This is a genomic window from Myxococcus sp. MxC21-1, assembly GCF_032612255.1.
GTDB classification, from domain to species: domain Bacteria; phylum Myxococcota; class Myxococcia; order Myxococcales; family Myxococcaceae; genus Myxococcus; species Myxococcus virescens.
In genome coordinates this window covers 246,462-272,104 of the sequence record NZ_CP123278.1, presented here as the reverse complement: position 1 = coordinate 272,104, position 25,643 = coordinate 246,462, and the positions used below count along the sequence as shown (strand labels likewise).

The following is a 25,643-nucleotide window of genomic DNA, read 5'->3' as shown; positions in this document are numbered from 1 at the left end:
GAGGGTCCGCTGGGATGCCGCGCTTCATCGCCGGCTGGCGTCGCTGAGGCGCATGTCCCTCAGCAGCGCGGGCTCGTCCGCGTAGAGCAGCTTGTAGGCGCTGTAGCTGCCGAGCACCTTCTTCACGTACTCGCGCGTCTCCTCGAAGCCGATGTGCTCCACCCACTCGTCGAGCTCCGCTTCAGGCAGCGCATGCCGCCAGCGCTCCACCGCGCGCGGCCCGGCGTTGTAGGCCGCCACCGCGTAGGCCACGTTGCCGCCGAAGTGTTTGACCAGTTGTCCCAGGTACGCCGCGCCCAGGCGGATGTTGGTGTGAGGCTGGAGCAACGCGGACTCACCCGGCATCGGCATGTCCAGTGAGTCCGCCACCTGTCGCGCCGTGGCCGGCATCAGCTGCGCCAGGCCCAGCGCGCCCGTGGCCGAACGCGCGCGGGCATTGAAGCGGCTCTCCTCGCGGATGAGGCCCTGGAGCAGGTCGGGGTCCACGCGGTGGGCCCGCGCGTAACGGGCAATGGACGAGCGGTACGCCAGCGGCCGGTGGCCTCCCAGATGGGACGGGACGCGGCGCTCAGCGGACCGTGCACCTCCTGCTTCAGCGAGGTGCGCGCCACCTGCCGCGCGGCCCGATTGCGGCCGGTGCGCTTCAGCGTCTGATACAGCAGCCGCGCCGGCGCCTCGGGCAGCGCGCGCGCATCCACGGCGAGGAACTCCTCCACCGCGCCGGGCAGCCCCAGGCGCATCAGCTCCACGCCCGCGTTGAAGCGCGCGTCCTTCGCCAGCGCGCCGGGCGGCAGCGGCCAGATCTCCTCGGACTCACCCACCTCCTCCACCGCTTCGTCCGCCGGGGCGTCATCGCGGCCGGAGCCGCCGGTGCCCTCCATGACCTCGGGAGGCGCGGGCTTGGGGTACAGCCGCGCCACGCGCTCCGGTGAGAGCAGCGCGAGCCGTGAGCGGGCCAGCATCCCGTACCAGGCCGCGGGGCGCTCGGCGGCGATGTGCGCGTACGCATCGAGCGCCGCCTGCGCCGAGGCGCCGGACTCCTGCATGCGCGCACGCCAGTACCGCGAGCGCCACAGCGCCTCGTCCGTGCGCGCCGCCTCGGGCAGGTCCTCCACCGCCTTCAGCGCGGCCAGGGCCGCCGGGGCGTTGGCCTTGCGGGAGTGCAGCCAGAAGGCACGGAAGAGCGACTCCGACGCGAAGTTCCCCGCCGGATAGCGCCGCGCGGCCTCTTCGTAGCGCGCCAGGGCCGTCTCCACGTCGCCCGTGCGCTGGAGCAACCACGCCTCGAAGAAGAGCGCGTCATCCGCGTAGCCATGCTCCGGGTAGTCCCGGGCGAGCGTGGCGTAGGTGGTGACGGCCGCCTTCGGCTCCACCACTGACTGGGAGTACCCCAGGATGTAGAGCGCCTGCGGCCGCTGCTCGGACGCGGTGCAGCCCGCCACCATGGGCTCCAGCACCTCGATGGCACGGCGGTGCTTGCGCTCCTTCCGCAGCGCCCGGCTGTAGGTGAGGTGCGCGCGGCAGGCCAGCTCGTCCGGCATCTCCAGGTGCGGCAGCACCTTGTCCAGCAGCGCCATGCCGGCATGGTTGCGGTGCAGCTCCACCAGCGCCTCCGCGCGGCGCACCCGCCACTTGAGGGGCAGCGGCAACCCCTTCAGCCGCTTCTCGGCGCGGCGCGCCTCGTTCGACAGCGGGCTGGTGGCCCACACCTCCAGCAGCGCGCGGTGCTCGGCGTTGTACTGCCCTTGCGCGCGCGCCGGTCGCAGATGGCCAGCAGTGCCTTCATCCGGAGCGCGTCCGGCCCTCGCGACTGGCGGCTGTCGATGAGCTCCTGGAGCGCCGTCAACGCGCCCGGAATGTCCCCCGCCGCTGGAGCACCCGCGACAGACTGAAGCGGGCCTCCGGGTACAGCGGCGAGCCCGGGCTCACGCCGCGGTACTGCCCGGCGGCCGTGTCCAGCTTGCGCCGCCGCTCGTTGGCCTGGGCGGCCCGCAGCAGGCTGTGGTCGCGCAGCGCGCCGTAGCCGTCCGCCAGCGCGGCGAACTCCTCGGCCGCCACCGCGTGGTTGCGCGCCAGCAGCGCGCTCTGCGCCATGAGGAAGCGGACTTGCGGCGTGGCCTCCTCCTGGGCCAGCAGGCTCCGCGCCCGCGCGTAGCGCCCGCGCCGGAACTCCGCGTGGGCCTTCGCCAGGGTGCCTTCCGCGAAGTACGGCGCCAGTTGCTCCGGCCCGAAGGCCGCGGTGGACAGCTCACCGTCGGACGGCTGCGCCACGGGTGAGTCGAGCAGCGCCTCCAACTGGTCCTCGGAGAGCACCTCGCCGGGCTCTTCCTCCAGGGGCGCCTGCGCCCAGGAAGGGGATGCGCCCAGCATGCCCGCGCACGTGAGGAGCACCACGGCGCCTGCTCGAAGTCCGTCCATGACCGCCCTCTTTGTCGAACCAGGGGCGGCAATCCATCGTCACTCGCCGTGCGTTTGGGATGGGGGGCGCCGCGTTTTCCTGCGCGCCCTGTCATCCAGCGAATACAGCGCCAATGTGCGCGGCCGGGCCCGTGCGGGAAATCCAACGGCCGCGCCCGGCGCCTCCCGACTCTCACCACACCGGAACTACTGTAACACGGTTGCTCAAACAGCGCGGTCGTGACATATGTCGCCGACCGCGTGACGTGCGCCGCTCGTCCGCGGCATCCCCCCCTTGAGCCGGAACTCGCGATGCAACTACGACCCCTCCAACTCGCCCTCTTGACCGCGACGGCCCTCTTCCTTGGAGCCTGCGGGTCCGACGACTCCAATCCGCCCGACCCCACCGAGGAGCCCGTCGACGAATGTGGTGGCCACGGCCACCTGCACGGTGACCACTGCCACTGCGATGAGGGCTACACCGAGCAGGACGGCACCTGCGTCCCCGCCGAGGAGCCCACGCCCGACTGCGGCGAGCACGGCCACGCCCATGGCGACCACTGCCACTGCGACGCCGGCTACGTCGAGCAGGACGGCACCTGCGTCCCCGAGACGCCAACGCTGGACTGCGGCGAGCATGGCCACGCCCACGGCGACCACTGCCACTGCGACGCCGGCTACGTCGAGCAGGGCGGCACCTGCGTCCCTGCCGAGGAGCCCACGCCCGACTGCGGTGAGCATGGCCACGCCCACGGCGACCACTGCCACTGTGACGCGGGCTACGTCGAGCAGGACGGCACCTGCGTCCCGGAGGAGCAGCCCGGGCAGGTGGAGCTGCCTGACTACGCCCTGGTGCCCATTGGCCATCCCGGGGGCACGGGCAGCTACGCCCAGGCCCTGAACGACGCGGGGCAGGTCGTCGGGAACGTGCGCTCCGCCATCGTCGGCGGCACGCCGTCGCCGCTCATCGCCTATCACTGGGGGAGCGACACCCTCACGGAGCTGGGCACCCTGCCGGGCAGCAACGCCTTCAGCCGCGCCTACGGCATCAACGCCAGCGGCGTCGTGGTGGGCGAGAGCGACAACGATGCGCCCCGGGCCTTCCGCTGGGAAGCTGGCGTGCTGACCGACCTGGGTACGCTGGGCGGCGCCACCGCCGTCGCCACGGACATCAACGACAGCGGCGTCATCGTGGGCAGTTCGTCCACGGGGACCGCGAGCCGCGCCTTCCGCTGGGAGGCGGGGACGATGACGGACCTCGGCTCACTGGACGGGCTGGGCACCACCCTGGCGCGCGCCTGGGCCATCAATGCCCAGGGCGACGTGGCGGGGTACTCCAAGAACGCCCAGGGCGTGACGCGCGCCACGCTCTGGACGCACGACGGCACCCGCGTGAACCTGGGCTCGCTGGACGTCTCGCGCGCCAGCCAGGCGTATGACGTGAACGACTCGAGCACCGTCGTGGGCTCCTCGGTCGTGGGCGCCACCGCCGATGGCTCGCCCATCTACAACGCCTTCGTCTGGAGCGATGGCACCATCCGGAGCCTGGGGACGCTGCCCAGCCTGCCGGCCGCCGTCCACAGCGAGGCCAAGGGCATCAACGCGGAGGGATGGGTCGTGGGCTACGTCGGTCAGTACTACGGCAACACCACGCTGGGGACCGCGGCCGCCGTCGCCTGGGTGGGCGGGCAGGTTCACGACCTCAACAGCGTGCTGCCCGCCGACAGCGGGTGGACGCTGCTGAGCGCCGAGGACATCAATGCCCGCGGGGACATCACGGGCATCGGCCGCTTCAACGGCACCATCACCGCCTACAAGCTGGTCCGGCAGTAGCTCCCGCGCCGCGTGGGCCCGAGGGCATCCCCCCGGGCTCACCGCTCCAGATCGGAGACAATCCCGCCGACGGGCGACGGCTCGCCCCGCAGGCGCTGGAAGAAGCTCCGGCTGTCCGAGCCCTCGTCGAACATGCTCAGGTGGGTGGTGTTGCTGTTGTTGCCCGGCCGCATGCCCGAGTAGTCCTGGCGCAGCGGCAGCCCGCGCTCGGCGTGAATCATGTTGTCGCTGGGCGCCCAGCCCGTGCGCGTATGCGGCGTGGGACGCAGACCCACCGTCTCGAACTCCTCCGTGAGGCGCAGGCGGTCATCGACCGTCTGCTTCATGGCCCCCGTGAACTGCGGCTGCTGGTGGAAGACGGGCGCGTCGGCGTGCTTGCTGGCCGCCAGCGGGCTGACCTGGAGCCCGTGGGCCCCGCGCCGGCGTGGACCGACTCGTGGCCCAGGCTGGCGACGTGCGAGCCCGAGCCCTGCTCGTTGGACTTGATGTCGCTGGGCCGGCCCGCGCCGGGCTGGCCGCCAAAGCGGTACGCCGGGCGCGTCGACTCGAACGTACCGTCGTTCCGGGGCGCCTGCGCATTGGGCAGCGAGGCATTGCGGCCCGAGTAGATGTCCGCCACCGGCACCGGGTTGCGCAGGGTGCCCGTCACGCCAGGGTTTACCGCCTGGGTGCAGCCGTCGAGCTCCGTCATCATCCGGCGGCCGTTGGGCTGCTCATCAGTTGGTGCGTGGAATTGCGCGCGTCCAGGGTGAAGTCCGCGAAGTCCGCGCCGGACTGGCCATTGTCACGGCGCGTGCGGATGCCCTGCAGGTCCGGGTGGACCACGCCGGAGTCCGCGCGGTTGAGGTTGTCCTTACGCGTCTGCAGTTCGCGGGGCCATGGGGGCCTCGGGAGCGGGAGGCAGGTGACTTCCTGACACCAGAGCATCTCCCGTGCCTGCCGCACCGCGGCACAGCCCACCGAAAAACATCCCTGATTTCAGTGACTTACGTAAGACCCGGAGATGCCTCCGGGCGAGAACGCCGGTGATACCGCTCATCCCCAAGTGACTGGCGTCACCAGTCACCACCACGAATGCGTCTGGCGGCGAATCCGCTCCACGCGGTGCCGGACGCTGCGGTGGCCCGAGGCCAGGCACCCGCACCGCCTGCCGGCCACGCACCGCGCCGCGGCGCTGGCAGGCGGGCCGCCTTCGGCGCGCTGGAGGTGGCGGGCGGGCGGGACACCCGGGGGGAGCGCCTGCGTCGGCAGCAGCGGCACGAGCTTCCTGGATTCCAGGCCGTCATCGCGCCACCTCCGGGTGAGAAGGGTTGCACGCACCTCGTGAGGGTTTCATCGCCAGTGGCATGGATGGACTCCGGGGGCTCGCGTCCAGTCATCGCGAAAGGCAACCTTCGTGCCTTTCAACGAACAAACGCAGGTCCCTGGTTTTCCTGGCGACGCTGGGACGAGATGGGGGCGAACCGACTGTGCGCGTGTGCAATGGTCGTCACACCGCGTGACGCGGGTGTCAGCGAGACACTGCGGAACAGGGAGACAGGCGCGCCCACTCCCGCCACATCCCGCACAGCCGCCCACGCCCTCGCCAGGCTCCCCCGCATGCACTCCCAGTAAATCAAGCGCGACCAGAACTCCCAGCAAGGCAGGGCCATCCTGGCCACGCCTCTCATCGGGCCGGCGTCAGCCCCTTGGGATAGGGAAAGCCCTCACCGCGCAACGACTGCCGCGGTGCCTCGACTCGAAGTGAAATTCTTTCGCCGCAATTCCAGCGCTCCCCCAGGATGTTCCTTCACATGAACAGACAGCTTTTCCTCCTCGCCGCCCTCGGTGCCACCGCGGCCCTGGCCAATGACACTCCCGTCTTCCAAAAGAATGGAAAGCCATTCTTTGTCATTGGCGTCTATGACTACCCGGACTACGACGCGGACAGCTACCCCAACTACGGCACGACGCCCACGTACCACCCCGGGATTGCGCGCGAGAAAGACGCCTTCGCGCTCAGTGAGCTGGCCAGCGCCGGCATCAATACGGTCCGCACACGCATGCAGCACCTGGGGCTCAACGACCTGACGCGGGCCGAGGGCTATGGCGTCTACTACGTTCCGTTCGCGTACAACTACGAGCCGGAGCCCTACGGCCCGGGCAAGATAGACTGGTCACACTTCACGGAGTTCCACGTCATCGGCTCTCCGCTGGACCAGAAGATCGCCGAGATTCGTCACGCCGATTCACTGCTCTTCTACGAGCACCAGGACGAGGCCGCCTGGAGCCGCGAGGCCTGCATCCTTCCGGGGGTCAACGACCCACGGCCACTGGACCCGGATGGCTGCGTCATCCACACGCAAGGGCTCCTGCTGTGGCCCTCCTACGAAGCAGCGCTGAGCTACAAGGACTTCGTCCGGGCGCGAGACCCCCACCACCTGATGTGGGCGAATGAAGCGGTCATCCCGGAGAACCATCCACGAAACGTCGGGCTCGCACGCAAGTGGCGGCTCATCGCGGACATGTGGTCCCAGGACACCTACCCCGTCTACAACCACAACTGGAACACCAACGCGAACACGAACTACCCCCAGGAGCCGGGGATTCCGTTCCCCCTCATCGACCAGAACGCCATCGGCGGGGCGCTGGACCGGATGAAGGCGACGTACGACGCGGATGGCGTCGCGCCGTTCGTCCCGGCCGCCCCCATGTTCTTCGTGCTGGAAGCCCAGGGCTTCAATGAGTGCTGCTGGGATTGGAACGGCATGCCCGGCCGCGGCCGGCGGCCCGAATACGAAGAGCTCCGCTTCCAGGCGTACAGCGCCATCATCCACGGCAGCCGCGGCATCTGGTGGTGGGGAACCGACGCCATCGGCAGCTCCTCCCTGCTCTGGGACCACATCAAGCGGCTCGCCAGCCAGCTTCGAGACCTCGAACCCGCGCTCGTCGCGAACGCCATCGCCGCGGGGCCGGGAACCTGGAGCGTCTCCGCCGCGTTCAGCGCGCAGGTCGAAGGCACCCTGCGGGAGGTGAACGGCCGGCGCTACCTCATCGTCGCCAACAAGACGAACCAGCCGCTCCAGGGCGTGTCGTTCCAGGTGTCGAACTGGAACAAGGCCCATGCGCCAGGCGGCCCACGGGTCCTCTTCGAAAGCCGGACGGGCGCATACACCGCCAGCGTCCCTTCACCCGGCGCCTCCTGGACGGATGACTTCGGGCCCTGGGGCGTCCATGTCTACACCGACGCGCCGGACCGGAGGCCCCCCAGCGACCTCGACGCGGATGGGAAGTCGGACCCCGCCGTCTACACGCAATCCAGCACCGCCAACGTGCCCAGCCACTTCACCGTCCTGCGCAGCGCCGTGGACCGCAAGGTGGGCTTCGACCTGGGAGACCTCACCGACGACCTCCCCCTGAGCGGGGACTTCGACGGGGACGGACACACGGACTTCGCCGTCTACACGAAGAAGGTCCTGCTCCCCAACGCCACGACCTGGGGAGGTTGGTACGCCTGGCACTCCAGCCGGGACAACAAGGACTACTGGGACACGCTGGGCGAAGTGGGCGACGTGCCCGTGGTCGGCGACTACGACGGCGACGGCCGCACCGACTTCGGCGTGTACCGGGCCCCGACGAGCTGCCAGACCCAGGATGACCTCTTCATCTACCGGGCGTCCCACAACGGCGCCGTCACCACCTTCTCCCTCGGCGCCGAGTGCGATGACCTGCCCGTCAGCGGGGACTTCGACGGGGACGGACACACGGACTTCGCCGTCTTCAAGAAGCGCGTCGACCTGGGCGGCGGCACCTCCTGGGGCGGCTGGTACACGTGGTTCTCCTCCAGCACCCTCCAGAAATACTGGACGGACCCGCAGGGCCCCGTGGGCGCCCTGCCCGTCGTCGCCGACTACGACGGGGACCGCGTCGCCGACATGGGCACCTACAAGACGGGCACCTGTGGTGCGCCCAGCACCTTCAAGTACGTGCGAAGCACCGATGGGCAGTTCATCACCGCCAGCCTCGGTGAGTGCGACGACGAGCCCGTGGTGGGTGACTTCGACGGAGACGGCACCGACGACCTGGCCCTGTACAAGCGCAAGGTCCTGCTGGGCAACAACACGCCCTGGGGCGGCTGGTTCACCATCCGGCCCAGCCAGCAACCCACCCAGACGCTCTATTACAACCTGGGCGAGGTAGGCGACGTGCCCGCCAGCCCCGCACATTTCCGCTGACGCAAGCTCGCGCGGTCAGGCTGCCCGGCTCACGACCGGGCGCCCTCCCGCCTCCCCTGGCGAGCGCCACGGACACGCCGTCCGCCACCCGACGTCACCCTTCGACTCGCGGACGACTGGCAGGACGACGGGCTAATCACGAGATTCCAAGCTATTCAGGAAGAAGCGGCGGAGCCGTCGGTTCTCAGTAGCGGAAACGAAGGCTCGGCCACATCTTCGGGAAAGGCGGGAACATGCGCCTTTCCAGGTGGCGGCAGGGCCACCCGGGCAGCCCTCTTCAGACAGGGAGGGAGTCCCAGACCAGGGGTGCGAGGCGAGGGGCACCCACCGCTAGATGAGGTCGAGGGGCATCATCGTGCCCGCTTCGAACTCCGGGGCACGGCGCAGCTGGTCCAGCACCCGCGGCGCGCAGCGCAGGTGGAGCATGGGCATGGAGCCCGGCTCGCTCACCGAGCGCACCGCGCCCAGGAGATGGTGTGCCTCCAGCCAGCGCATGAGGCTCTGGTGGAACTGCGCGCTTTCGGCCAGGCCGGCCTGGTGCACTTCCGCGCGGGAGCGGACGGGCGGCCGTGGAGACGTGCGTCTACGCGACGCCGCCGCGGGTTCCTCGCGGGGCATCACCGTCACGTCAATCCAGTCGGGCTGCGTGTCCGCACCTGCGGCGCCCGGCAATGGGCGCACGCGCGCGGACAGACCCGGGACGCCGCCGACCCGGACGTCCCCCCACTCGCCATTTTTCCTGCCCATGGCCCTCATCCTCTCCCGGGTCCGGCGCTCCCATGGCGCCGACCCCGGCTTCAACCACCACCGTCACCTGAATACGGCCAGGCCCTTGCCTGTCTTGTGCGTTCCCGACCGAGGGAGCTTCACCGCATTCGACAGGATCAAATCCCTCACCTCGAGCGCCGTCAAGTCAGGGGCACGGCAACGGTACAGCGCCGCGATACCCGCTACATAAGGCGCTGCCATGCTCGTGCCACTCATTCGCTCGTAGAACGCCTGGTTGTTACAACGACGCTCCGTGCTGGAATAGACATTCACCCCATACCCCATGATGTCCGGCACGACGCGCCTACCCACGGTGCCACTCGCGGAGAATGTGGCCACGTTACGCTCGAAGTCGACCGCGCCGACAGCCAGTGATTCTGGAAAGGCGGCTGGATAACCAACCGTGTCGGGCCCACTGTTACCTGCCGCCACAACCGGCAGGACATTGCTGTCGAGCAGGCGACGAATCATCGTCTGCAGCGCGCGCAGGTTGAGGTTGTAGTCCGCCTCCGAGATGCCGGGCGGCGGCATCAGCGGGAAGCCGAGCGACAGGTTGACCACCGCGGGCCGCGTCGAGTTCTCCGGGCGGCTGAACTGGTGCAGCAGCCACTCCATGCCCGCGGCCACGCGGCCCAGGCTGGTGCGGATGGTCTCCGATTCGATGACGGACGCGACGTAGAGGTCCACCTCCGGGGCGACGCCGTGGTGCACGCCCGCGGCGATGCCGCACACGTGCGTACCGTGGCCGTCCGGGTCGAAGCCGCGGATGTCACGCGCCGGATTGTGCGGCGAGTTGGGGAACAGCGACACGTAGCGGAACTGGATGACGCGCGCCGCGTGCTCGGGGTGGTCCGCGTCCACACCGGTGTCGAGGATGCCCAGCATGACGCCGGCGCCGCGGATGCCCTGGGCGTGGGCCAGGGGAACGCCGGACTCGTCGGGCCACTCGCGCTCGGCCAGCGAGGACATGCCCCGGTTGCGCGGTCCGGGTTGTCCCGCCGACACCGGGCCGGGGAAGGACAACGGGACGACGTCGGGGATGAACTCGAAGTCGCGCTCCAGCGCGCCGCGGGCTTCCTTCTCCGTATGGTCTTCGTAGAAGTGCGCCATGGTGGCACCGATGAGCGGCATGTACCGGTAGCTGCCGGGCTCCGCGCCGGTCTGCTCGGCCACCGTCGCGCCCGGCATGGGCGGCGTGGAGGCGTCCGCGCCGCGGGTGCCCGTGCGCGCCGACTTCGCGCCCTTGCCCTTCCGACGGCGCTCTTCCTGTCCACTGACGGGCGGACGCGCGCCGGGCAGCGTGGCCGACCGCAGTCCGAGCGCGAACAACGCGTCGGGCGCCTTGTTCGCCACCGCGAAGCGCAGCGCCGTCGTGCGCGACAGCACGCGCTCGCCCTGCTCCGTGCCGCGAGGCCCCACACGAGCCTGCGTCTCGATGGACTCCTTTGGAACCAACAGGTAGGACTTCATGAGTTGTGTGCTCCTTGAACCACCGTGCTACGCCGGACGCATGAGGCGAGGTCATCCGGCATCAGGTCAGCACCCGTCGCGTGCGGAGCCTCGCGCGTGCGACAGGGGCAATGGGGCCGCGCCCGTGGCCGCGCGCCTCCGACAGGGGTGGCCCACCAGCGCGACCTCCGCGCCGCGTGCCTGTGGCGACGTCCCCCGGGACCTCCGGCCCGGCGGGTGGAAGGAGTTGCCCGGGCGAAGGGTGGCGCAGCCAGGAGCGCGCGCACGTCCGCAGCGCGTTGCTTCGCGCGCCCGGCCCGACGTGACAGTCTGCTCGCGGCGTCATGCCTGTCCCCCTTCCTCCAGAGAGGCCCTGCGTTCCCGTCCGATTGGACAGGAAGGGCCTGACAAAAAACCACGGATTTCCCGTAGTACACGCACGAATGGATTAATTCGGTTCTAACTGGCCTTGCGCGAACGTCCGGAAGTGGGAGTGATTCCCTCCCGGGTACGAGCGAGGTGCCCGGAGGCACACAGGAGCGGTGTCCTCCACCCGACCTCCAAGAAGACGAGGCCGGGAAAGACTCCGTTCCGACAATTGTTCGCCCACATCCCTCCGCCCGGATTAAGGGAGGGACGTTCGCATCCCCTGGAGCCGCCTGACGTGATTCCCTATTGGCACGCCCCCTCGATTGAGCTGGGGCCCCTGAAAATCGAGCCCTTCGGCATCCTCGTCGCGGTGGGCATCCTGCTGGCCGCTCGCCTGCTTGGCCGCAACGCCGAGCGCGAAGGCCTGAACCCGGAGCCGCTCGCCGACTTCGCGCCCTGGGGCGTGGGTGTCGGCGTCGTCGTGGGCCACTGGGTGCACCTGTTTTTCTACCACCCGGAGGAGCTGTCCAAGAGCCCGTTCCAGATTTTGAAGGTCTGGGATGGCCTGTCCTCGTTCGGTGGCCTCCTGGGCGGCATCCTCGCCGCCGTCGTGTTCTTCAAGGTCCGCAAGCTGCGCTTCTCCGACTACGCGGACTCGTTCGCCCTGGGCGTGGCGCCGGGCTGGGCGGTGGCGCGGCTGGGCTGCTTCGCCGTGCATGACCACCCGGGCGTGCCCACGGACTTCTTCCTGGCGGTGGCCTTCCCCGGTGGCCCCCGGCACGACCTGGGCATGTACGACGCCATGGCGCTCTTCGCCATCAGCGGCGTGCTGTACGCCCTGCGCAACGCGGGGAAGCTGAAGGGGCGCCTGCTGCCGCTGCTGGCGGTGCTGTACGCGGCGTGCCGCTTCTTCTTCGACTTCCTGCGCGCCACGGACATGGCCTACGTGGACGCCCGCTACTTCGGACTGACGCCCGCGCAGTACGGCTGCATCGCGCTGGCGCTCTACGGCATCTGGGGCGTCCTGCGGCCCCAGGCGCCGGGCGCGGCCTCCTCGCCGCCGCCGTCGTCGCCGAAGAGCCCGGGAACGGTGGGCGCGCGGTAGGGTCGCAACGTCCGCTGCCCTTCTCGCGGCAGCCTGGCGTCTCATGGGCCCGGAGTTCCGGCGCATCCGCGGCGGGCTTCCGGGCCCGCGTGTTTCTGACGAGGAGGCTGCTCGCATGAAGGCACTCGCGTACGACGCAGTCATGACGCCCCTGGGCTGGCTGGGCCTCACCGCCGCCCGGCGCAAGCTGGTGCGCGGCCTGGCCGGCCACGTGCTGGAGGTGGGCACCGGCACCGGCCTGGCGTTGCCCGGCTACCCGGACACCGTCACCGCCGTCACCGCCATCGACGTGGACGAAGCGGCGCTCGCGCGCGCCCAGCGACGGCGGCCCGACGCGCGGCTGCTGTACGCCAGCGTGGAGTCCCTGCCCTTCCCCGCCGCCTCCTTCGACGCCGTGGTGTCCAGCCTCGTCTTCTGCAGCGTGGAGGCCCCGGCGCGGGCGCTGGCGGAGATTTTCCGGGTCCTGCGCCCGGGCGGCGCGCTGCGCATGCTGGAGCACGTGCGCGCGCCCTCGCCAGCGCTGGCCACCGTGCAGGACTTGCTCACCCCCGCCTGGATGCGGGTGAGCGGCGGGTGCCGGCTGGACCGGGAGACGTTCGACCTGGTGCGGCGCGCGGGCTTCGACATCGAGCGGCGCGTGCAGCGGCTCCAGGGCGTGAGCGAGCTCATCCTCGCCCGGCGCCCGGCGAGCTGACGCGCCGCCGGAGCGCTCAGGCGGGCACGGGCATGCGCAGCCCGGCGAGCTTGCGGTCCGCGAGGATGGAGTGGACCTGGGTGATTCGCCCGTCCGCCGCCAGCTCCACGCGGACCACCATCTGGGTGCCCGCCTGCGGGTCGCGTTGGGGCGGAGGAAACACGGCCACCACCGCCGGCAGGCCGTTGAGCATCCGCAGCTCCACGGCGGAGGGCGCCCCCGCATCTCCATCAGCCGCCGGTAGAGCAGCAGCACGCGCGATTGTCCAAGCACTGGCACGCGCGCGGCGCGGTACTGGCCACCGCCGTCCGACAGCGCGCACACGTCGCCGGCGAGCAGCGCCTCCGCCGCCGCCACGTCCCCCGTCAGCAGCGCGCCCAGGAAGCCCTCCAGCGCGGCGCGGGCGCGCGCCTGGAACTCCCGCGTCGGCAGGCAGCGGGCGCGGTCGTACGCCGCCATCGCCGCCCGCGCGCGGTGGTGCACCACCTTCACGTTGGACTCGCGCAGGTTCAGCGCCTCGGCCACCTCGCGCACCGAGTAGTCGAACACGTCGCGCAGGAGCAGCACCGCCCGCTGCTTGGGAGACAGCGCCTCCAGCGCGAGCAGGAAGGCGAAGGAGACACTCTCCAGCAGCGCGTAGCGACCCTCCGTGGAGCCGCCTCCCGGCAGCCGCGCCTCCACGCCAGGGGGCGGCAGTTCCTCCTCTCCCGTGTCCAGCGGCGAGGGCAGCCAGGGTCCCACGTAGCCCTCGCGCTTGCGCCGCCGCAACGTGTCCCGGGCCGGTTCACCGCCACCCGCGTCAGCCAGGGACGCAGCGCCTCCGTTCGCGCGGGCGGCGAGGCCAGGGCGCGCGCGAAGGTCTCCTGCACCAGGTCCTCCGCGTCCGCCGACACGCCCGTCATGCGGTAGCAGAGCCCCCACAGGAAGCGCTCGTGCTCACGCACGGCCTGCGCCAGTCCTTCGCGCGCGGAGCGGTCCATGCGTCAGCGCCCCACTGCCCGGTGTGACGCCACCTGCTGGCTCGGGACGAGCGCGCGCGCCACCGACTCCGCGCTGGCGAAGGACGCCTCCGCGAGCAAGCCCTCCGGCCCCACCCAATCTCCCACGCGATACAACCCAGGCACATGCGGCACCTCCACCGAGGGGCGTCCGCACAGGCCCCCGTCCGCGCCGTCGGCAGCCAGTGCGACACCAGCAGGGAGGGCCGGTAACGGCGCGCCACCACGGACGCCCGCCAGCCGGGTTGCAGCGCATCCATCACTTTCTCCAAGCGGGCCTCGCTCGCCTCCGGGCCCCTGCCGCCCAGGTATTGCATCACATGCACCATCGCGCCGCCTTCCGGCGCCAGCTTCGCCACCGCGGAGTGCACCGACGCGTACCAGGGGCCATCCGTACCGAGCGCGAACAGCGCGTCCGGACGGGGCAACCGGGACAGCCCCAGCTCCAGCGTGGCCGCCTTCACCGGCACGGCGCGGGCCGCGTCGTGCGCCAGGAGCGCGTCAGCGGGCAGCAGCGCCGCGATGTCACCCGGCCCGCCCGCCACCACCACCGCGTCCGCCGCGTGCTCCGTCCCATCCGCGAGCCGCACGCCCCGAACGCGCGAGCCCGCCTCCGCCAGCAGGACCGCGCTCACCCGCGCGGAGAGCTCCAGCCGCGTGCCCGCATCGCGCGCGCTTGTCTCCAACTCGGAGACCAGCGTGCTCCACCCGCCGTCCACGTAGAGCACGGCCGGCTTCGCCTGGAGCTGGGCGACGGCGGACTGGGCGCTCATCGCGTCCACGTCCGCGCAGTAGGTCATCACCCGCACCAGCGCCAGGATGAAGGCGCGGGCGTCCGCGTTCGTCAGGTGCTGCTCCACCCAGTCGCGCGTGGTGATGTTCGCCAGCGGCGCCAGGTCCACGCGTCCCAGCCCCGCGAGCAGCTTCGCGAGCTCCAGCTTCCCCGGCAGCCCCAGCGCATCCGTGGTCAGCATGGAGACCAGCCCGCGCGGCATCGTGTGCAGGCGTCCGCCACTCAGCAGATACGAGCCCGCGCCGGGCATGCCACCCGGGGGCTTCACGCCCAGTTCGCCAAGCACGCGCATCCCCGCGCCCCCCTGGTACAGCGCGTGAGCCCCGAGGTTGAAGCGGAAGCCCTCCACGTCCGACGTCTGTCCCCGGCCTCCCAGGTGCTTCGAGCGTTCGAAGAGCGTCACCGCGCAACCGCCCCGCGCCAGCAGCGCCGCCGCCGACAGGCCACCCAGTCCTCCGCCGATGACCGCCACTCGAGGTGCCTTCATGTGCCGTCCTCCACCGAAATGGCCCGGTGAAACGCCGGGCATTCAGCGACACCACGAAGGCGGCGGCCGAAAGGTTACGCGGGCCCGTGTTGCACGGCCGTGACAGACGCGACGCCCGCGCGAGAACCTTCCGTCCACGGTGCGTTTTGAGCGGGTTCCCGCTGGCTCTCAGCTCTGAAAAACGGGTGCGCACCCACCCCGCAAGTCACCTACAGCGAGGCGATGTCAGAGGTAGTCGTAGACTTCTCCATGCACCGGCGGACTTTCCCGCCGGAGAGCCTCGAGGCATTCACGCATGAGAAAGCTCCTCGCCGCCCTGCTCGCTCTTCCCGTTCTCGCCGCCTGTGGTCCCGCGCCGGAGTCCGACTCGAATGACCTGCGACTGGCACCCGAGGGCGCCGAGGTGGCCTCCACCGAGCAGGAGCTGTTCGGCACGCCCCGTGAGCGCTCCGTCCGCCTGCGCACCGGCGTGACGCTGCGCTACGTGGAGCAGGGCCTGCCGCTGGGCCCCGCGGTGGTGTTCCTCCACGGCTTTTCGGATTCCAACCACACGTGGGACCTGAACCTGCGCACCTTCCCGCGCGACCACCACGTCTACGTGCTGGACCAGCGCGGCCACGGGGATTCGACGCGCCCGGCGTGCTGCTACACGCAGCAGTCCTTCGCCGCAGACGTGGATGCCTTCCTGGAAGCGGTGGGCGAGCGCAGCGCCATCCTCGTCGGCCACTCCATGGGCAGCTTCATCGCGCAGCAGGTGGCGTTGGATTTCCCGCGGCGCGTGAAGGGACTGGTGCTCGTCGGCTCGGCGCCCACCGTCGCCGGCAACCCGGTGGCGCTGGAGCTGAAGTCCATCGTGGACACGTTCGAGGGCACGGTGGATCCGGAGTTCATCCGCGCGTTCCAGGAGAGCACCTTCGTGCGCCCTGTTCCGGCGTCGTACATCAACACGATGGTGTCGGAGAGCGGCAAGGTGCCCGCACGGGTGTGGCAGGACGCGCTGGACGGCCTGCTCGCGGAGGACCACTCGGCGCGGCTGAACCACATCCGCGTGCCGGTGCTCGTCATTGGCGGAGACCAGGACGGCTTCTTCTCCGTCGAGGACCAGCAGGCGCTGGTGGACGCCCTGCCGGACGCCGAGTTCAAGCTGTACCCGAACACCGGCCACGCGCCCCACGCGGAGCAGCCGCGGCGCTTCAACCAGGACGTGCACCGCTTCCTGCGCGAAGTGACGCGCTGGTAGGACGGAGGAAGTCGCGTGCCCGGGACTAACCGGGCACCGCCCCCGGAGCACCGCCTCCCGCGGGCGGCTCCGGGGAGGCGCGGGGCACATCGGCGCGGGCCAGCATCACCGCGGCCCCGAGGATGAGAACGCCTCCCAGGACCTGGCGCGGGGTGAGCTGCTCGTCCAGGAAGAGCGCCCCCAGCACCACCGCCGTCAGGGGCTCCAGGTTGGACACCAGCGACGTGTTCACCGGGCCAATGCGCTGGATGCCCACGAAGAAGAGGAGCACCGCGGCCACCGTGGCCACCAGCGCCAGCCCCACCACCGCGGCCCAGCCCGTGACGGAGCCGGGGAAGGCAGGGCCACGCACCAGCATGGCCACGCCGAAGGAGAAACCGGCCGAGCAGAGGATGACGGTGCTGGAGGCCAGCGGCCCCGCCCGACCGGATACCCGGCCGCTGGCGACGACGTAGACGGTGTAGAACAGCGCGGACAGCAGGCCCAGCAGCACGCCCGGCAGCGTGGCGCCGCCCTGGGACAGGTCGGCTGTCAGCACCGTGCCGCCCACCGACAGGACCACCGCCAGCCACTTCACCCGGCCCAGGTGCTCCTTGAAGACGACACGCTGCACCAGCGCCACCAGCGCGGGGAAGGAGTAGAGCAGCAGGGCCACCAGCCCCGCGGGTGCGTGCTGCAGGGCGAAGAAGTAGGCCCCGGACTGGCTGAAGTACCCGGCGGCGCCCAGCAGCACCAGGCCCCCAGCACCCCACCCCGGGGCCACCGCTGGCGGCGCAGCACCATGACACCGGCGAGCACCGCCCCCGCGATGGAGAAGCGAAGGAAGAGCAGCGTGGCCACGTCCGTGCCCGCCGCATAGGCCATGCGGCCAAAGAGGCCCAGCGCGCCGAAACACACGCCCGACAACGCCACGATGAGGAAGCCAGCCGTGCGGCTCATGGCCGGAGGGCGAACCCTGCTCCAACCGGACGCCCGTGTCACCTGCCCCCGGTTGGCTACCAGTTCTTCACGGACTTGAGGTCGAAGACGTCCGGGAAGCCGTTGGCGTGAAGCAACTGCACGGCCTGGGCGCTGCGGCCACCGGCGGCGCAGTACACCACCACGCGCGTGCCGGGCGGGCCCACCTCGGCCAGCCGGCGGGGCAGCTCCTGCACGGGGATGTTCCGGGCGGGCTCGGGGTGCCCTTCCTGAAATTCCTGCGGCGTGCGCACATCCAGCAGCACCGCGCCTTCGGCGACGAGCTGCCGGGCCTTCTCCGAGAGTTCCTGGGGTGTCATGCCCCCACTCTAAGCCCGAGCGGGCGGGGGGCGACTGGCCGAAAACTGGAGGTGTCCGCCATGGACGCTACAGTTCTGTACCACCCATGCGACTCGACAAGCATGCACTCCTGGGCCAGCTCGCGGACCGCCTCCAGCAGAGCGACCGGCTGGCCCACCGCGCCGAGGCGGAGGCCCGCGAGGCCGCCCGCAGTCTGGCCACGGAGTCCGAGAAGAAAGAGGACGGCCGCGCCGCCCTGGAGTTCGGCAGCCTCGCCACCGGCCGGCCCAGCGGGCCCGCCGGGTCCAGGAAGAGCTCCAGGCGCTGACGAAGTTCGGTCAGGCGGAGTTCCCACGTTTCCCCCGGCAGGGGCCGGTGGCGCTGGGCGCCATCGTGGACGTCAGCACCGAGGACGAGGAGGGCTTCTCCGAGCGGACCTTCTTCGTCCTGCCCGCGGGCGCCGGCACCGAGCTGACGGGGCCGGGCGGTGACGGCTTCCTGTCCGTCATCACCCCCGCCTCCCCCGTGGGGCGCGCCCTCATGGGCCGAAAGGCGGGAGATACCGTGGAAGTGATGCTCGCGGGCGAGGTCCGCGAGTGGACGGTGCTCGAGGTCGCGTGATGTCGAGCCTTCGACGAAAGCCCGGGGGGCACTAGCACCCATGGCGCCCGTCGCGCGTGAATCCGCAAAGATGTCTTCTTCGCCTTCACCGCAAATCCAGGCGCTGCTCCCACCGGCCCACCTGCCGCTCACCTGGCCCGCCGCCGTCGTGGGCCTGATGTTCGGCGTGCTGATGACGTACGTCCCGTACGAGTTCCGGGTGGCCTCCTTCCGGCCGCTCTACCCGTATGTGCGCATGCTGGGCCTCACGTACCTGACGGGCAGCATCATGCTGATGGGCGCGCTGCTGTACCCGCGCGCGCCGCGCTGGCTGGACGTCACGGGGCGCCTGCTGCTGGGCGCGGCCATGGCGCTGTACTGGTGGGTGCTCAACGTCCTGCCGGGCAGCTTCACGGGCATCGTCCTCTACCCGGTGCTCTTCGGCGGCGTGGTGCTGGAGGCCTGGCCCGCCATGCGCCAGCGGCCCGTGCTGCGCACCTTCGCGGCGCTCACCGGCGCGGCGTTCGGCGTGGCCATGCTGGTGGTGCCCGAGCGCTTCCCGCTCTCCGTCTACGCCCACCTCGCGCCCCTCCGGCCCCTGGTGGGCCTGCTCTTCGCCGTGTGCGGCGTAGGCCTGCTGCTGCCTTCCCACCGAATCCACCGCCGGCTGCCGGCCCTGTTCATGGGCGGGCTGGCGGTGCCCTTCGCCCTGCTCGCGTACGCGCTGGGCCGGGGGCTTCATGGCTGGGCGCCAGCGTGTATGCGGTGCTCACCCTGGCCTGTGTCGCGCAGGCCCTGGACTGGCGGCCGCGCGCGCCTCGCACGGTGGGGTGGAAGCTGCTGCGCGGGCTGGCCTTCGCGGGGCTGGTGCCGCTGCTGGCGCTGGGCGGGCTGGCGGCGTACCTGGCGCAGAACGCGATTGAACAGCAGGTGCGCGACGACACGCAGCGCGCCGCCGCGGGCGAGGCCGACTTCCTGCGGCGCTACCTGGACGACGCGGGCGAGTCCCTGGCGCTGATGCTGGAGTCCCCGGGCTTCCGCGCCGCCTTCGCCGAGGCCGCGCCGGAGCGGCTGGAGCCCTACCTGGTCAACCTGGTGGCCCAGGAGCGCGCCTTCGACGCGGCGCTCGCGGTGGACACCCAGGGCCACATCCTGGCCGCGTCTCCCAGCGTGGAGGGGTGGAACCTGGAGCCGCGCGACTTCCTGCCCCCGGCCTTCACCCGGGGCGCCGAGGTGTCTCCGCCCTTCATCCGTCCGCCCGGCCAGCCCCTGGTCGCGGTGACGCAGCCCTTCCGCGAGGACGGCGAGGTGCGGGGCATGCTGGTGGGCCTGCTGTCCCTGGAGCGCCTGAGCCAGGCCACCACGCCCGCGTCGCGGCGCTTCCGCGTGCAGGTGTTGGACCGGCGCGGCCTCAAGGTGCTGCGCGACACCGCGCCCGGCGCGCCGCTGCTGGGCGAAGCCCACCTGCCGGACGCGCTCAGCCTGGAGCTGCTGCGTCCCGGCATCGGCGTGCTGGAGGCCTTCGACGCGGCGGACCGCCGCATGCTCGCCGCCGAGGCCCCCGTGGAAGGCACGGAGTGGAGCGTGCTGGTGACGCAGGAGCTGGTGGTGGCCTACGCGGCGATTACGCGCATGAGCGCCGCAGTGGTGGGGCTGGTGCTGCTGGGTGTCCTCATGGCCCTGCTGCTGTCGCAGCTGGTTGCCCGCGACGTCATCCGCCGCCTGGACCATCTGCGCTCCGCCACCGCCGCGCTGACCGCGGGCGACTGGTCACAGCGCGTGGACGTGGAGGAGGACGACGAGCTGGGCGAGCTGGCCCGCGGCTTCAACGAGATGGCGGCCCGCACGGGCGCCACGCAGACGGAGCTGAAGGAGGCGGTGCGCGCGCGCGAGGAGTTCCTCAGCGTGGCCAGCCACGAGCTGCGCACGCCGCTCACCCCGCTCAAGGGCTTCGCCGCGCTCACCCTCCAGCGGTTGGAGAAGAGCGGAGACTTCCCGGAGCGCGAGCGGCTGCTCAAGGCGCTGCGCTCCATGGCCCGGCAGACGGAGCGGCTGACGCGGCTGGTGGATGACCTGCTGGACACCGCGCGCATCCAGGGCGGGCGGCTGGAGCTGGAGCGCAAGCGCCTGGACCTGGTCCCCTTGCTGCGCGAGGTGCTGGAGCGCTTCGAGCTGCGCACCGAGTCCGGCGTCACCTTCGAGTTGGACGTCCCCGCCCACCCGGTGGAGGGCGACTGGGACGCGCTGCGGCTGGAGCAGGTGCTCACCAATCTGGTCAGCAACGCCGTGCGCTATTCACCCCACGGCGGCGCGGTGCGCCTGTCATTGGAGGCCGCGGAGACGCACGTGCTGCTGAGCGTGCGCGACGAGGGCATCGGCATCCCTCCGGAGAACGTGGCGGACCTGTTCCGGCCCTTCGCGCGCGCGTCCAACGCCCAGGCGCGCCACTTCGGCGGACTGGGGCTGGGCCTCTTCATCTGCCGCGAAATCGTGGAGCGACACGGCGGCGCCATCTGGGCGGAGAGCCCGGGGCCCCAGCGCGGCAGCAGCTTCCACGTACGGCTGCCCCGCCACACCGAGCCCGCGGCCTCCGCGAGCGCGGCCTAGCGCGTCAGGACGACGACGGCTCCGGCGCGCCGTGCGCCGTCAGCCACTCCTCGGGGATGTCGCCGCGCGGCAGCTCCAGCACGAAGAGGAGCCCCGCCCCGGCTCGCTGGTGGCGCGCACCGTGCCGCCGAAGGCCTCCACAATCTGCCGGGTGATGTAGAGCCCCAGGCCCAGGCCGCCGTAGTGCCTGTCACTCACCGCACGCTCGAAGCGCTCGAAGATGCGCGGCAAATCCTCCGCGGAGATGCCGATGCCGCCGTCGCGCACCGTCAGGCGGGCGGTGAGCCCCTCCGCCTCCACCACCACGCGCACGGGGTGGCCCGCGCCGTACTTCAGCGCGTTGGACAGCAGGTTGGTCACCACCTGCTCCAGCCGCAGCCGGTCCCACCGGCCCATGACGGGCGCCGGCGCGTGCAGCTCCAGCTCACACTTCAGCTGCGAGGCGGAGGGCGCGAAGCGGTAGAGGATTTCCGCCGCCACGCTGGCCAGGTCCATCTCCTCCACTTCCAGCCGCAGGCGGCCCGCGGTGATTCGCGACACGTCGAGCAGGTTGTCCACCAGGCTCGTCAGCTTGCGCACCTGCCGCTGCACCACCTCCAGCGTCTCCGACACGCGCTCGGCGGACACCGGCTGGTTGTGGGCCGCCATCCCATCCACCTGCTTCTGCAGCAATTGCACCTTGAGGTGCAGCGGCGTCAGCGGCGTCTTCAGCTCGTGGCTGGCGATTCCCAGGAACTCGTCGCGCAGGCGCACCGCCTCGCGCGCCTCCTGGAGGAGCTGCGCGTTGTCCACGGAGAGCGCGGTGCGGCGGGCCACCTCCTCCGCCAGCCGCAGCTCCTCCGCGCTGAAGTCACGGGCTTCATCCGCGCGGAAGAGGGCCAGCGTGCCGATGACGCGCTCGCGCGCCACCAGCGGCACGCCCAGGTAGCAGCGCAGGCCCAGCCCCCGCAGCAGCCGCGCGTGCTCCGCGTCCCGCGCGGCGGCCTCCACGTGGGCCTCCGTCACCCGCAACCGCTCCGACTGGCCCGTGCCGAACAACGGCAGCACGCGCTCGGGCGGCAATGGGTAGCAGCGCAGCATCTCCTCCAGCAGGCCATGGCGCTCCGGCTCGGCGTGCAGCGCCGTCACCGGGCGCGGCGGCCCGCCGGGCTGGCCCAGGTACAGCACCGCCGCGTCCGCGAGCGCGGGCACCAGCAAACGGAGCAACCGCGGCGCGGCCTCATCGTCGAACGCGGCGCCCAGCAGCGCACCGGCCTCCGCCAGCAGCCGCGCCGAGCCCACCGCGTCCAGCCCCACGGCCGAGGCCACTTCACATGCGCGCAGCAGCGCTCCAGCCGTCGGGCCCGCGTCGTGCTCCAGCGGCACCGCGGAGGCGCGCAGCAGGACGTGCGTCCCATCCGGCCGGCGCACCCGCCAGCGAGCCTCCGCCACCCACTCACCCGTGAGCGCGCGCGCCAGGGGCGGCACCTCCACCGACATGGACGCATCCTCCGCACGCGTCCATACACAACCGGGCAACCAACCCTGCTCGGCGCGTTCGGGCCGGCTCATGCGGAACTGACGCCCAGCCTCCATGTTGAAGGCGAGCACACGCCCGGTGACATCCACCAACACGAGCGCCTCGCCCGCCTGCTCGAGCAGCAACCGGAGAACGCCCTCCTTCAGCAGGGCGTCCGCCTCTTCGGAGTCCAGATGCGTCATCGAAAGCGGGGCGCTTCCAGAGGCCATGAGGGACTTCCCGCGAGCAGAGGCAACATGGAGGCATGTCTCCTTCCCCGGACGAAGGGCAGCCTCCGTGTTTCCACAGAACAGCAGAAGGGGCGCCGTCCCCATCCCGCGCCTGCCAGGGTCATCGAAGCCCCCTTGCTTGCCTGCCCGGAAATCCAGATTCTCTGTCCCTTTGTAGCGCATTCGGGTGACCTTGCGTCCACCCGCGCGGCCCACTTTCTCGAGTTCCATCATGCAGAAGCCGCACTCCACGCCTGACTGGACCTCCAACGAACACCGTTACCGAGGCGTCATCGACAGCCTGCGGGAAGTGGTGTTCCAGACAGACCTGGCGGGGACGTGGACCTTCCTCAACCCGGCCTGGACGGACATCACCGGCTTCAGCGTGGAGGAGAGCCTGGGCCGCTCCTTCTCGGAGTTCCTCCACCCGGATGACCGGGAGCGCGACCCGGAGCCGCTCCAGAAGCTGTTCGCGGGGGAAGTGGAGTTCGTGCGCCATGAGATGCGCTACCTCACGCGCGACGGGAGCTACCGCTGGGTGGAGGTGTTCGCCCGGCTGATGCACGACGACGACGGCGGCATCCTGGGCACGGCGGGCACGCTCAACGACTTCACCGAGCGCAAGGCGGCGGACGGAGCGCTGGCGCGGCGCGAGCGCTACCTCACCGCGCTGGTGGACATGCAGCAGCGGCTGCTGGCCACGCAGGATGGCGGCGACCTCTACGGGCCCGCGCTGGCGCCGCTGGGCCACGCGTCGGGCGCCAGCCGCGTCTACGTGTTCGAGCTGCACCGGGCACAGGACGGCGCCATCCTGAGCAGCCAGCGCGCGGAGTGGTGCGCGCCCGGCGTGAAGCCCGAAATAGACAACCCGGACCTCCAGAACGTGCCCATGGAGCCCGCGCTGCGGCGCTGGACGGAGACGCTGTCACGGGGCGACGTCATCGAGGGCCTGGTGGAGAGCTTCCCCGCGTCGGAGCGGGAGCTGCTGGACCCGCAGGGCATCCTGTCCCTGCTGGTGCTGCCTCTGCGCGTGCGCGGCGTGCTGACGGGGTTCGTGGGCTTCGACAACACCGCGGAGGCGCGGCGGTGGGACCGGCTGGAGGTGGACCTGCTGTCGGCGGCGGCGGGCGCCATCTCCATGGCGCTGGAGCGGCGCGAATCAGAGCGGGCGCTGCGCGAGCGCGAGCGGCGCTTCCGTCAGCTGGCGGAGAACGCGTCGGACGTCCTCTATGTGTACCGGCGCGAGGCCCCGCGCGGCTTCGCCTACGTCAGCCGCGTGGCCCACACCAAGCTGGGCTACGGGCCGGTGGCGCACTATGCGGACGCGGAGCTGTGGTACCGGCGCGTGCACGAGGAGGACCGCGCGCTGATGGAGCAGTTGCTGGAAGCGCCGGAGCCCTTCCAGGGCGCGCCGGTGGTGGTGCGCTTCCTCCACCCCGACGGGCGGACGCTGTGGCTGGAGCACGTGGTGGCGCCGGTGACGGACGCCTCCGGACGCATGGTGGCGGTGGAGGGCCGGCGCGCGACATCACCGAGCGCCGGCAGGCGGAAGAAGCCCTGCGGTTGTCGGAGGCGAGCTTCCGCGCGCTGCTGGAGGGCGTGCCGGACGCGGCGGCCATCGAACGGGACAACCAGATTGTCTACGCCAACGCGGCGCTGGTGGCCACGCTGGGCTTCGAGCGCGCGGACCAGCTGGTGGGCCGCCCCCTCACGGAGTTCGTGCGGGACATGCGCAGCCCGGACGCGGTGCGGGCCGGCGCGCTCACCGGCGAGCGGCGGCTGGTGCGCAGGGACGGGCGCACCCGCGTGGCGGAGGTGGTGTCGTTGCCGCTGCGCTTCGACGGCCAGCCCGCGGTGGTGTCCATTGCCCGCGACGTGACGGAGCAGCGCCAGCTCCAGGCGCGGCTGACGCTGGCGGACCGGCTGGCGTCGGTAGGCACGCTGGCGGCGGGCATCGCGCACGAAATCAACAACCCGCTGGCCTTCGTGCTGTCCAACCTGGGCTTCCTGTCCGACGAGTTCAGCCGCAGCCTGCCGCCCGGGGACGGCGCGGCGGCGCTCCAGGCGCGGCTCAAGGGCGAGCCGGACCTGGGGGAATGGCAGGAGGTGCTGCAAGAGGCCTGTGAAGGCGCCGAGCGCGTGCGACAGATTGTCCGCCAGCTCAAGACGTTCTCCCGGCCGGACGAGGAGCGCGTGTCGCCGCTGGACGTGCACGCGGTGCTGGAGTCGGTGGCGATGATGGCGGCCAACGAAATCCGCCACCGCGCGCAGCTGCGGCGCGACTACGGCGACATCCCGCCCGTCATGGCCAACGAGGGCAAGCTCAGCCGGTGTTCCTCAACCTCGTGGTGAACGCGGCGCAGGCCATTCCGGAGGGCGCCGCGCACCGGCACGAAATCCGGCTGGCCACGCGGGTGGACGGCGCCGGGCGCGTGGTGGTGGAGGTGGCGGACACGGGCGTGGGCATCGCGCGTGAGGTCATCGACCGCATCTTCGACCCCTTCTTCACCACCAAGCCGGTGGGCGTGGGCACGGGGCTGGGCCTGTCCATCTGCCACAGCATCATCAGCGGGCTGGGCGGCGACATCACCGTGGACAGCGAGCCGGAGCGAGGCACCCTCTTCCGGGTGGTGCTGCCCACGCCGGAGACGGTGGAGCGCGCGAAGCCCTCGGAGCCTGATTCGCGACAAGCACCGCGCGCGCCGCGCGGCCGGGTGCTGGTGGTGGATGACGAGCCCGCGGTGGGCCGGGTGTTGCAGCGCATCCTCCGCGAGCACCAGGTGGACGTGGCGTGCAGCGGGCGCCGGCGCTGGAGCTGCTGGAGCGCGGGCTGAAACCGGACGCGGTGCTGTGCGACGTGATGATGCCGGACCTGACGGGGCGCGACGTGTACGATGCCGTGCGGCGCGAGTACGCGGGGCTGGAGCACCGCTTCGTGTTCGTCTCCGGTGGCGCGTTCACCTCGGGCGCACGGGACTTCCTGGCCAGCATCCCCAACCTGCTGCTGGAGAAGCCCTTCGACGAAGCCCGTGTCCGCGGCGTGGTGGAGGAGCTCGTCCGGCAGCGACAGCCGGCGCACGACGCCTGAGCGGCGCACTGCTCCA

General features: G+C 71.3%; 16 protein-coding genes and 6 pseudogenes. 9 read left to right on the top strand and 13 right to left on the bottom strand.

Features of this window, described 5'->3' with window-relative positions:
- Positions 1–24: 24 nt before the first annotated feature.
- Positions 25–2,418, bottom strand: a pseudogene (locus QEG98_RS01235) (transglycosylase SLT domain-containing protein).
- Between the two features lie 321 nt (positions 2,419–2,739).
- Here QEG98_RS01235 and QEG98_RS01230 point away from each other — a divergent pair.
- The gene (locus tag QEG98_RS01230) at positions 2,740–4,230 is read left to right on the top strand and encodes a DUF3466 family protein (protein ID WP_316565437.1); all 1,491 of its coding nucleotides are present in this window, start codon (positions 2,740–2,742) and stop codon (positions 4,228–4,230) included.
- A 38-nt stretch (positions 4,231–4,268) separates the two neighbouring features.
- Here the strand turns inward: QEG98_RS01230 and QEG98_RS01225 are convergent, their stop codons facing one another.
- The 3 genes from QEG98_RS01225 to QEG98_RS01215 are packed head-to-tail and all read right to left on the bottom strand — an operon-like array spanning position 4,269 to position 5,190.
- Complete coding sequence (locus QEG98_RS01225) at positions 4,269–4,556, bottom strand: hypothetical protein (protein ID WP_316565436.1); 288 nt, start codon at positions 4,554–4,556, stop codon at positions 4,269–4,271.
- A complete protein-coding gene (locus QEG98_RS01220; protein ID WP_316565435.1) occupies positions 4,553–4,924 on the bottom strand; it encodes a hypothetical protein in 372 nt (123 codons plus the stop codon). The genes QEG98_RS01225 and QEG98_RS01220 overlap by 4 nt, the downstream gene beginning before the upstream one ends.
- Positions 4,921–5,190: a hypothetical protein gene (locus QEG98_RS01215; protein WP_316565434.1), complete on the bottom strand. Its 270-nt coding sequence runs from the start codon at positions 5,188–5,190 to the stop codon at positions 4,921–4,923. The genes QEG98_RS01220 and QEG98_RS01215 overlap by 4 nt, the downstream gene beginning before the upstream one ends.
- Before the next feature lie 833 nt (positions 5,191–6,023).
- Between QEG98_RS01215 and QEG98_RS01210 the strand changes: the two genes are divergently transcribed.
- A complete protein-coding gene (locus tag QEG98_RS01210) occupies positions 6,024–8,444 on the top strand; it encodes a VCBS repeat-containing protein (protein WP_316565433.1) in 2,421 nt (806 codons plus the stop codon).
- A gap of 330 nt (positions 8,445–8,774) precedes the next feature.
- Here QEG98_RS01210 and QEG98_RS01205 read toward each other — a convergent pair whose 3' ends face one another.
- Both QEG98_RS01205 and QEG98_RS01200 read right to left on the bottom strand, forming a co-directional pair.
- Entirely contained in the window at positions 8,775–9,191 is a 417-nt protein-coding gene (locus QEG98_RS01205; RefSeq protein ID WP_225888433.1) for a hypothetical protein, read from the bottom strand.
- A gap of 63 nt (positions 9,192–9,254) precedes the next feature.
- On the bottom strand, positions 9,255–10,682 hold the full coding sequence (locus tag QEG98_RS01200) for a S8 family peptidase (RefSeq protein ID WP_316565432.1): 1,428 nt from the start codon (positions 10,680–10,682) through the stop codon (positions 9,255–9,257).
- 643 nt (positions 10,683–11,325) lie between these two features.
- Here QEG98_RS01200 and QEG98_RS01195 point away from each other — a divergent pair.
- Complete coding sequence (locus QEG98_RS01195; protein WP_090490974.1) at positions 11,326–12,135, top strand: prolipoprotein diacylglyceryl transferase; 810 nt, start codon at positions 11,326–11,328, stop codon at positions 12,133–12,135.
- A 115-nt stretch (positions 12,136–12,250) separates the two neighbouring features.
- Entirely contained in the window at positions 12,251–12,829 is a 579-nt protein-coding gene (locus QEG98_RS01190; RefSeq protein WP_316565431.1) for a class I SAM-dependent methyltransferase, read from the top strand.
- Between the two features lie 16 nt (positions 12,830–12,845).
- Here the strand turns inward: QEG98_RS01190 and QEG98_RS01185 are convergent, their stop codons facing one another.
- The 4 genes and pseudogenes from QEG98_RS01185 to QEG98_RS01170 all read right to left on the bottom strand — a co-directional run bounded on the left by QEG98_RS01185 (position 12,846) and on the right by QEG98_RS01170 (position 15,107).
- The gene (locus QEG98_RS01185) at positions 12,846–13,034 is read right to left on the bottom strand and encodes a hypothetical protein (RefSeq protein ID WP_316565430.1); all 189 of its coding nucleotides are present in this window, start codon (positions 13,032–13,034) and stop codon (positions 12,846–12,848) included.
- A 311-nt stretch (positions 13,035–13,345) separates the two neighbouring features.
- Positions 13,346–13,396, bottom strand: a pseudogene (locus QEG98_RS01180) (hypothetical protein); the annotation flags it as partial.
- Between the two features lie 272 nt (positions 13,397–13,668).
- Positions 13,669–13,731: pseudogene (locus tag QEG98_RS01175) on the bottom strand (hypothetical protein); the annotation flags it as partial.
- A gap of 81 nt (positions 13,732–13,812) precedes the next feature.
- Positions 13,813–15,107: pseudogene (locus tag QEG98_RS01170) on the bottom strand (phytoene desaturase family protein).
- Positions 15,108–15,402: 295 nt separating this feature from the next.
- Here QEG98_RS01170 and QEG98_RS01165 point away from each other — a divergent pair.
- Positions 15,403–16,347 (top strand): alpha/beta hydrolase, encoded by a 945-nt coding sequence (locus tag QEG98_RS01165; RefSeq protein ID WP_316565429.1) that lies wholly within the window; start codon positions 15,403–15,405, stop codon positions 16,345–16,347.
- 25 nt (positions 16,348–16,372) lie between these two features.
- Here QEG98_RS01165 and QEG98_RS01160 read toward each other — a convergent pair whose 3' ends face one another.
- Both QEG98_RS01160 and QEG98_RS01155 read right to left on the bottom strand, forming a co-directional pair.
- A complete protein-coding gene (locus QEG98_RS01160; RefSeq protein WP_316565428.1) occupies positions 16,373–17,080 on the bottom strand; it encodes a DMT family transporter in 708 nt (235 codons plus the stop codon).
- A gap of 262 nt (positions 17,081–17,342) precedes the next feature.
- Positions 17,343–17,624, bottom strand: a complete 282-nt coding sequence (locus QEG98_RS01155) for a rhodanese-like domain-containing protein (RefSeq protein ID WP_090490980.1) — start codon at positions 17,622–17,624, stop codon at positions 17,343–17,345.
- Between the two features lie 86 nt (positions 17,625–17,710).
- On the opposite strand from QEG98_RS01155, the pseudogene QEG98_RS01150 reads away from it, so the two are divergent.
- The 3 genes and pseudogenes from QEG98_RS01150 to QEG98_RS01140 all read left to right on the top strand — a co-directional run bounded on the left by QEG98_RS01150 (position 17,711) and on the right by QEG98_RS01140 (position 20,811).
- Positions 17,711–18,225, top strand: a pseudogene (locus tag QEG98_RS01150) (GreA/GreB family elongation factor).
- Positions 18,226–18,265: 40 nt separating this feature from the next.
- Positions 18,266–19,222, top strand: a complete 957-nt coding sequence (locus QEG98_RS01145; protein WP_316565427.1) for a hypothetical protein — start codon at positions 18,266–18,268, stop codon at positions 19,220–19,222.
- Positions 19,222–20,811 (top strand): ATP-binding protein, encoded by a 1,590-nt coding sequence (locus QEG98_RS01140; protein WP_410478101.1) that lies wholly within the window; start codon positions 19,222–19,224, stop codon positions 20,809–20,811. Before QEG98_RS01145 ends, QEG98_RS01140 begins: the two co-directional genes overlap by 1 nt.
- 39 nt (positions 20,812–20,850) lie before the next feature.
- Here the strand turns inward: QEG98_RS01140 and QEG98_RS01135 are convergent, their stop codons facing one another.
- Positions 20,851–22,512 carry a GAF domain-containing sensor histidine kinase gene (locus QEG98_RS01135; RefSeq protein WP_316565426.1) on the bottom strand — a complete coding sequence of 554 codons (1,662 nt, stop codon included), beginning with the start codon at positions 22,510–22,512 and terminating at the stop codon, positions 20,851–20,853.
- A gap of 259 nt (positions 22,513–22,771) precedes the next feature.
- Here QEG98_RS01135 and QEG98_RS01130 point away from each other — a divergent pair.
- Positions 22,772–25,627 (top strand): annotated as a pseudogene (locus QEG98_RS01130) (PAS domain S-box protein).
- The last annotated feature ends 16 nt before the right edge of the window (positions 25,628–25,643 follow it).

Bases quoted from the DNA above. Each gene is read 5' to 3' on its own strand.
- QEG98_RS01145 (WP_316565427.1), top strand. From the start codon at position 18,266: ATGGCGCCCGTCGCGCGTGAATCCGCAAAGATGTCTTCTTCGCCTTCA.
- QEG98_RS01165 (WP_316565429.1), top strand. From the start codon at position 15,403: ATGAGAAAGCTCCTCGCCGCCCTGCTCGCTCTTCCCGTTCTCGCCGCC.
- QEG98_RS01205 (WP_225888433.1), bottom strand. From the start codon at position 9,191: ATGGGCAGGAAAAATGGCGAGTGGGGGGACGTCCGGGTCGGCGGCGTC.
- QEG98_RS01210 (WP_316565433.1), top strand. From the start codon at position 6,024: ATGAACAGACAGCTTTTCCTCCTCGCCGCCCTCGGTGCCACCGCGGCC.
- QEG98_RS01190 (WP_316565431.1), top strand. From the start codon at position 12,251: ATGAAGGCACTCGCGTACGACGCAGTCATGACGCCCCTGGGCTGGCTG.
- QEG98_RS01200 (WP_316565432.1), bottom strand. From the start codon at position 10,682: ATGAAGTCCTACCTGTTGGTTCCAAAGGAGTCCATCGAGACGCAGGCT.
- QEG98_RS01155 (WP_090490980.1), bottom strand. From the start codon at position 17,624: ATGACACCCCAGGAACTCTCGGAGAAGGCCCGGCAGCTCGTCGCCGAA.
- QEG98_RS01135 (WP_316565426.1), bottom strand. From the start codon at position 22,512: ATGACGCATCTGGACTCCGAAGAGGCGGACGCCCTGCTGAAGGAGGGC.
- QEG98_RS01140 (WP_410478101.1), top strand. From the start codon at position 19,222: ATGCTGGAGTCCCCGGGCTTCCGCGCCGCCTTCGCCGAGGCCGCGCCG.
- QEG98_RS01225 (WP_316565436.1), bottom strand. From the start codon at position 4,556: ATGAAGCAGACGGTCGATGACCGCCTGCGCCTCACGGAGGAGTTCGAG.
- QEG98_RS01220 (WP_316565435.1), bottom strand. From the start codon at position 4,924: ATGATGACGGAGCTCGACGGCTGCACCCAGGCGGTAAACCCTGGCGTG.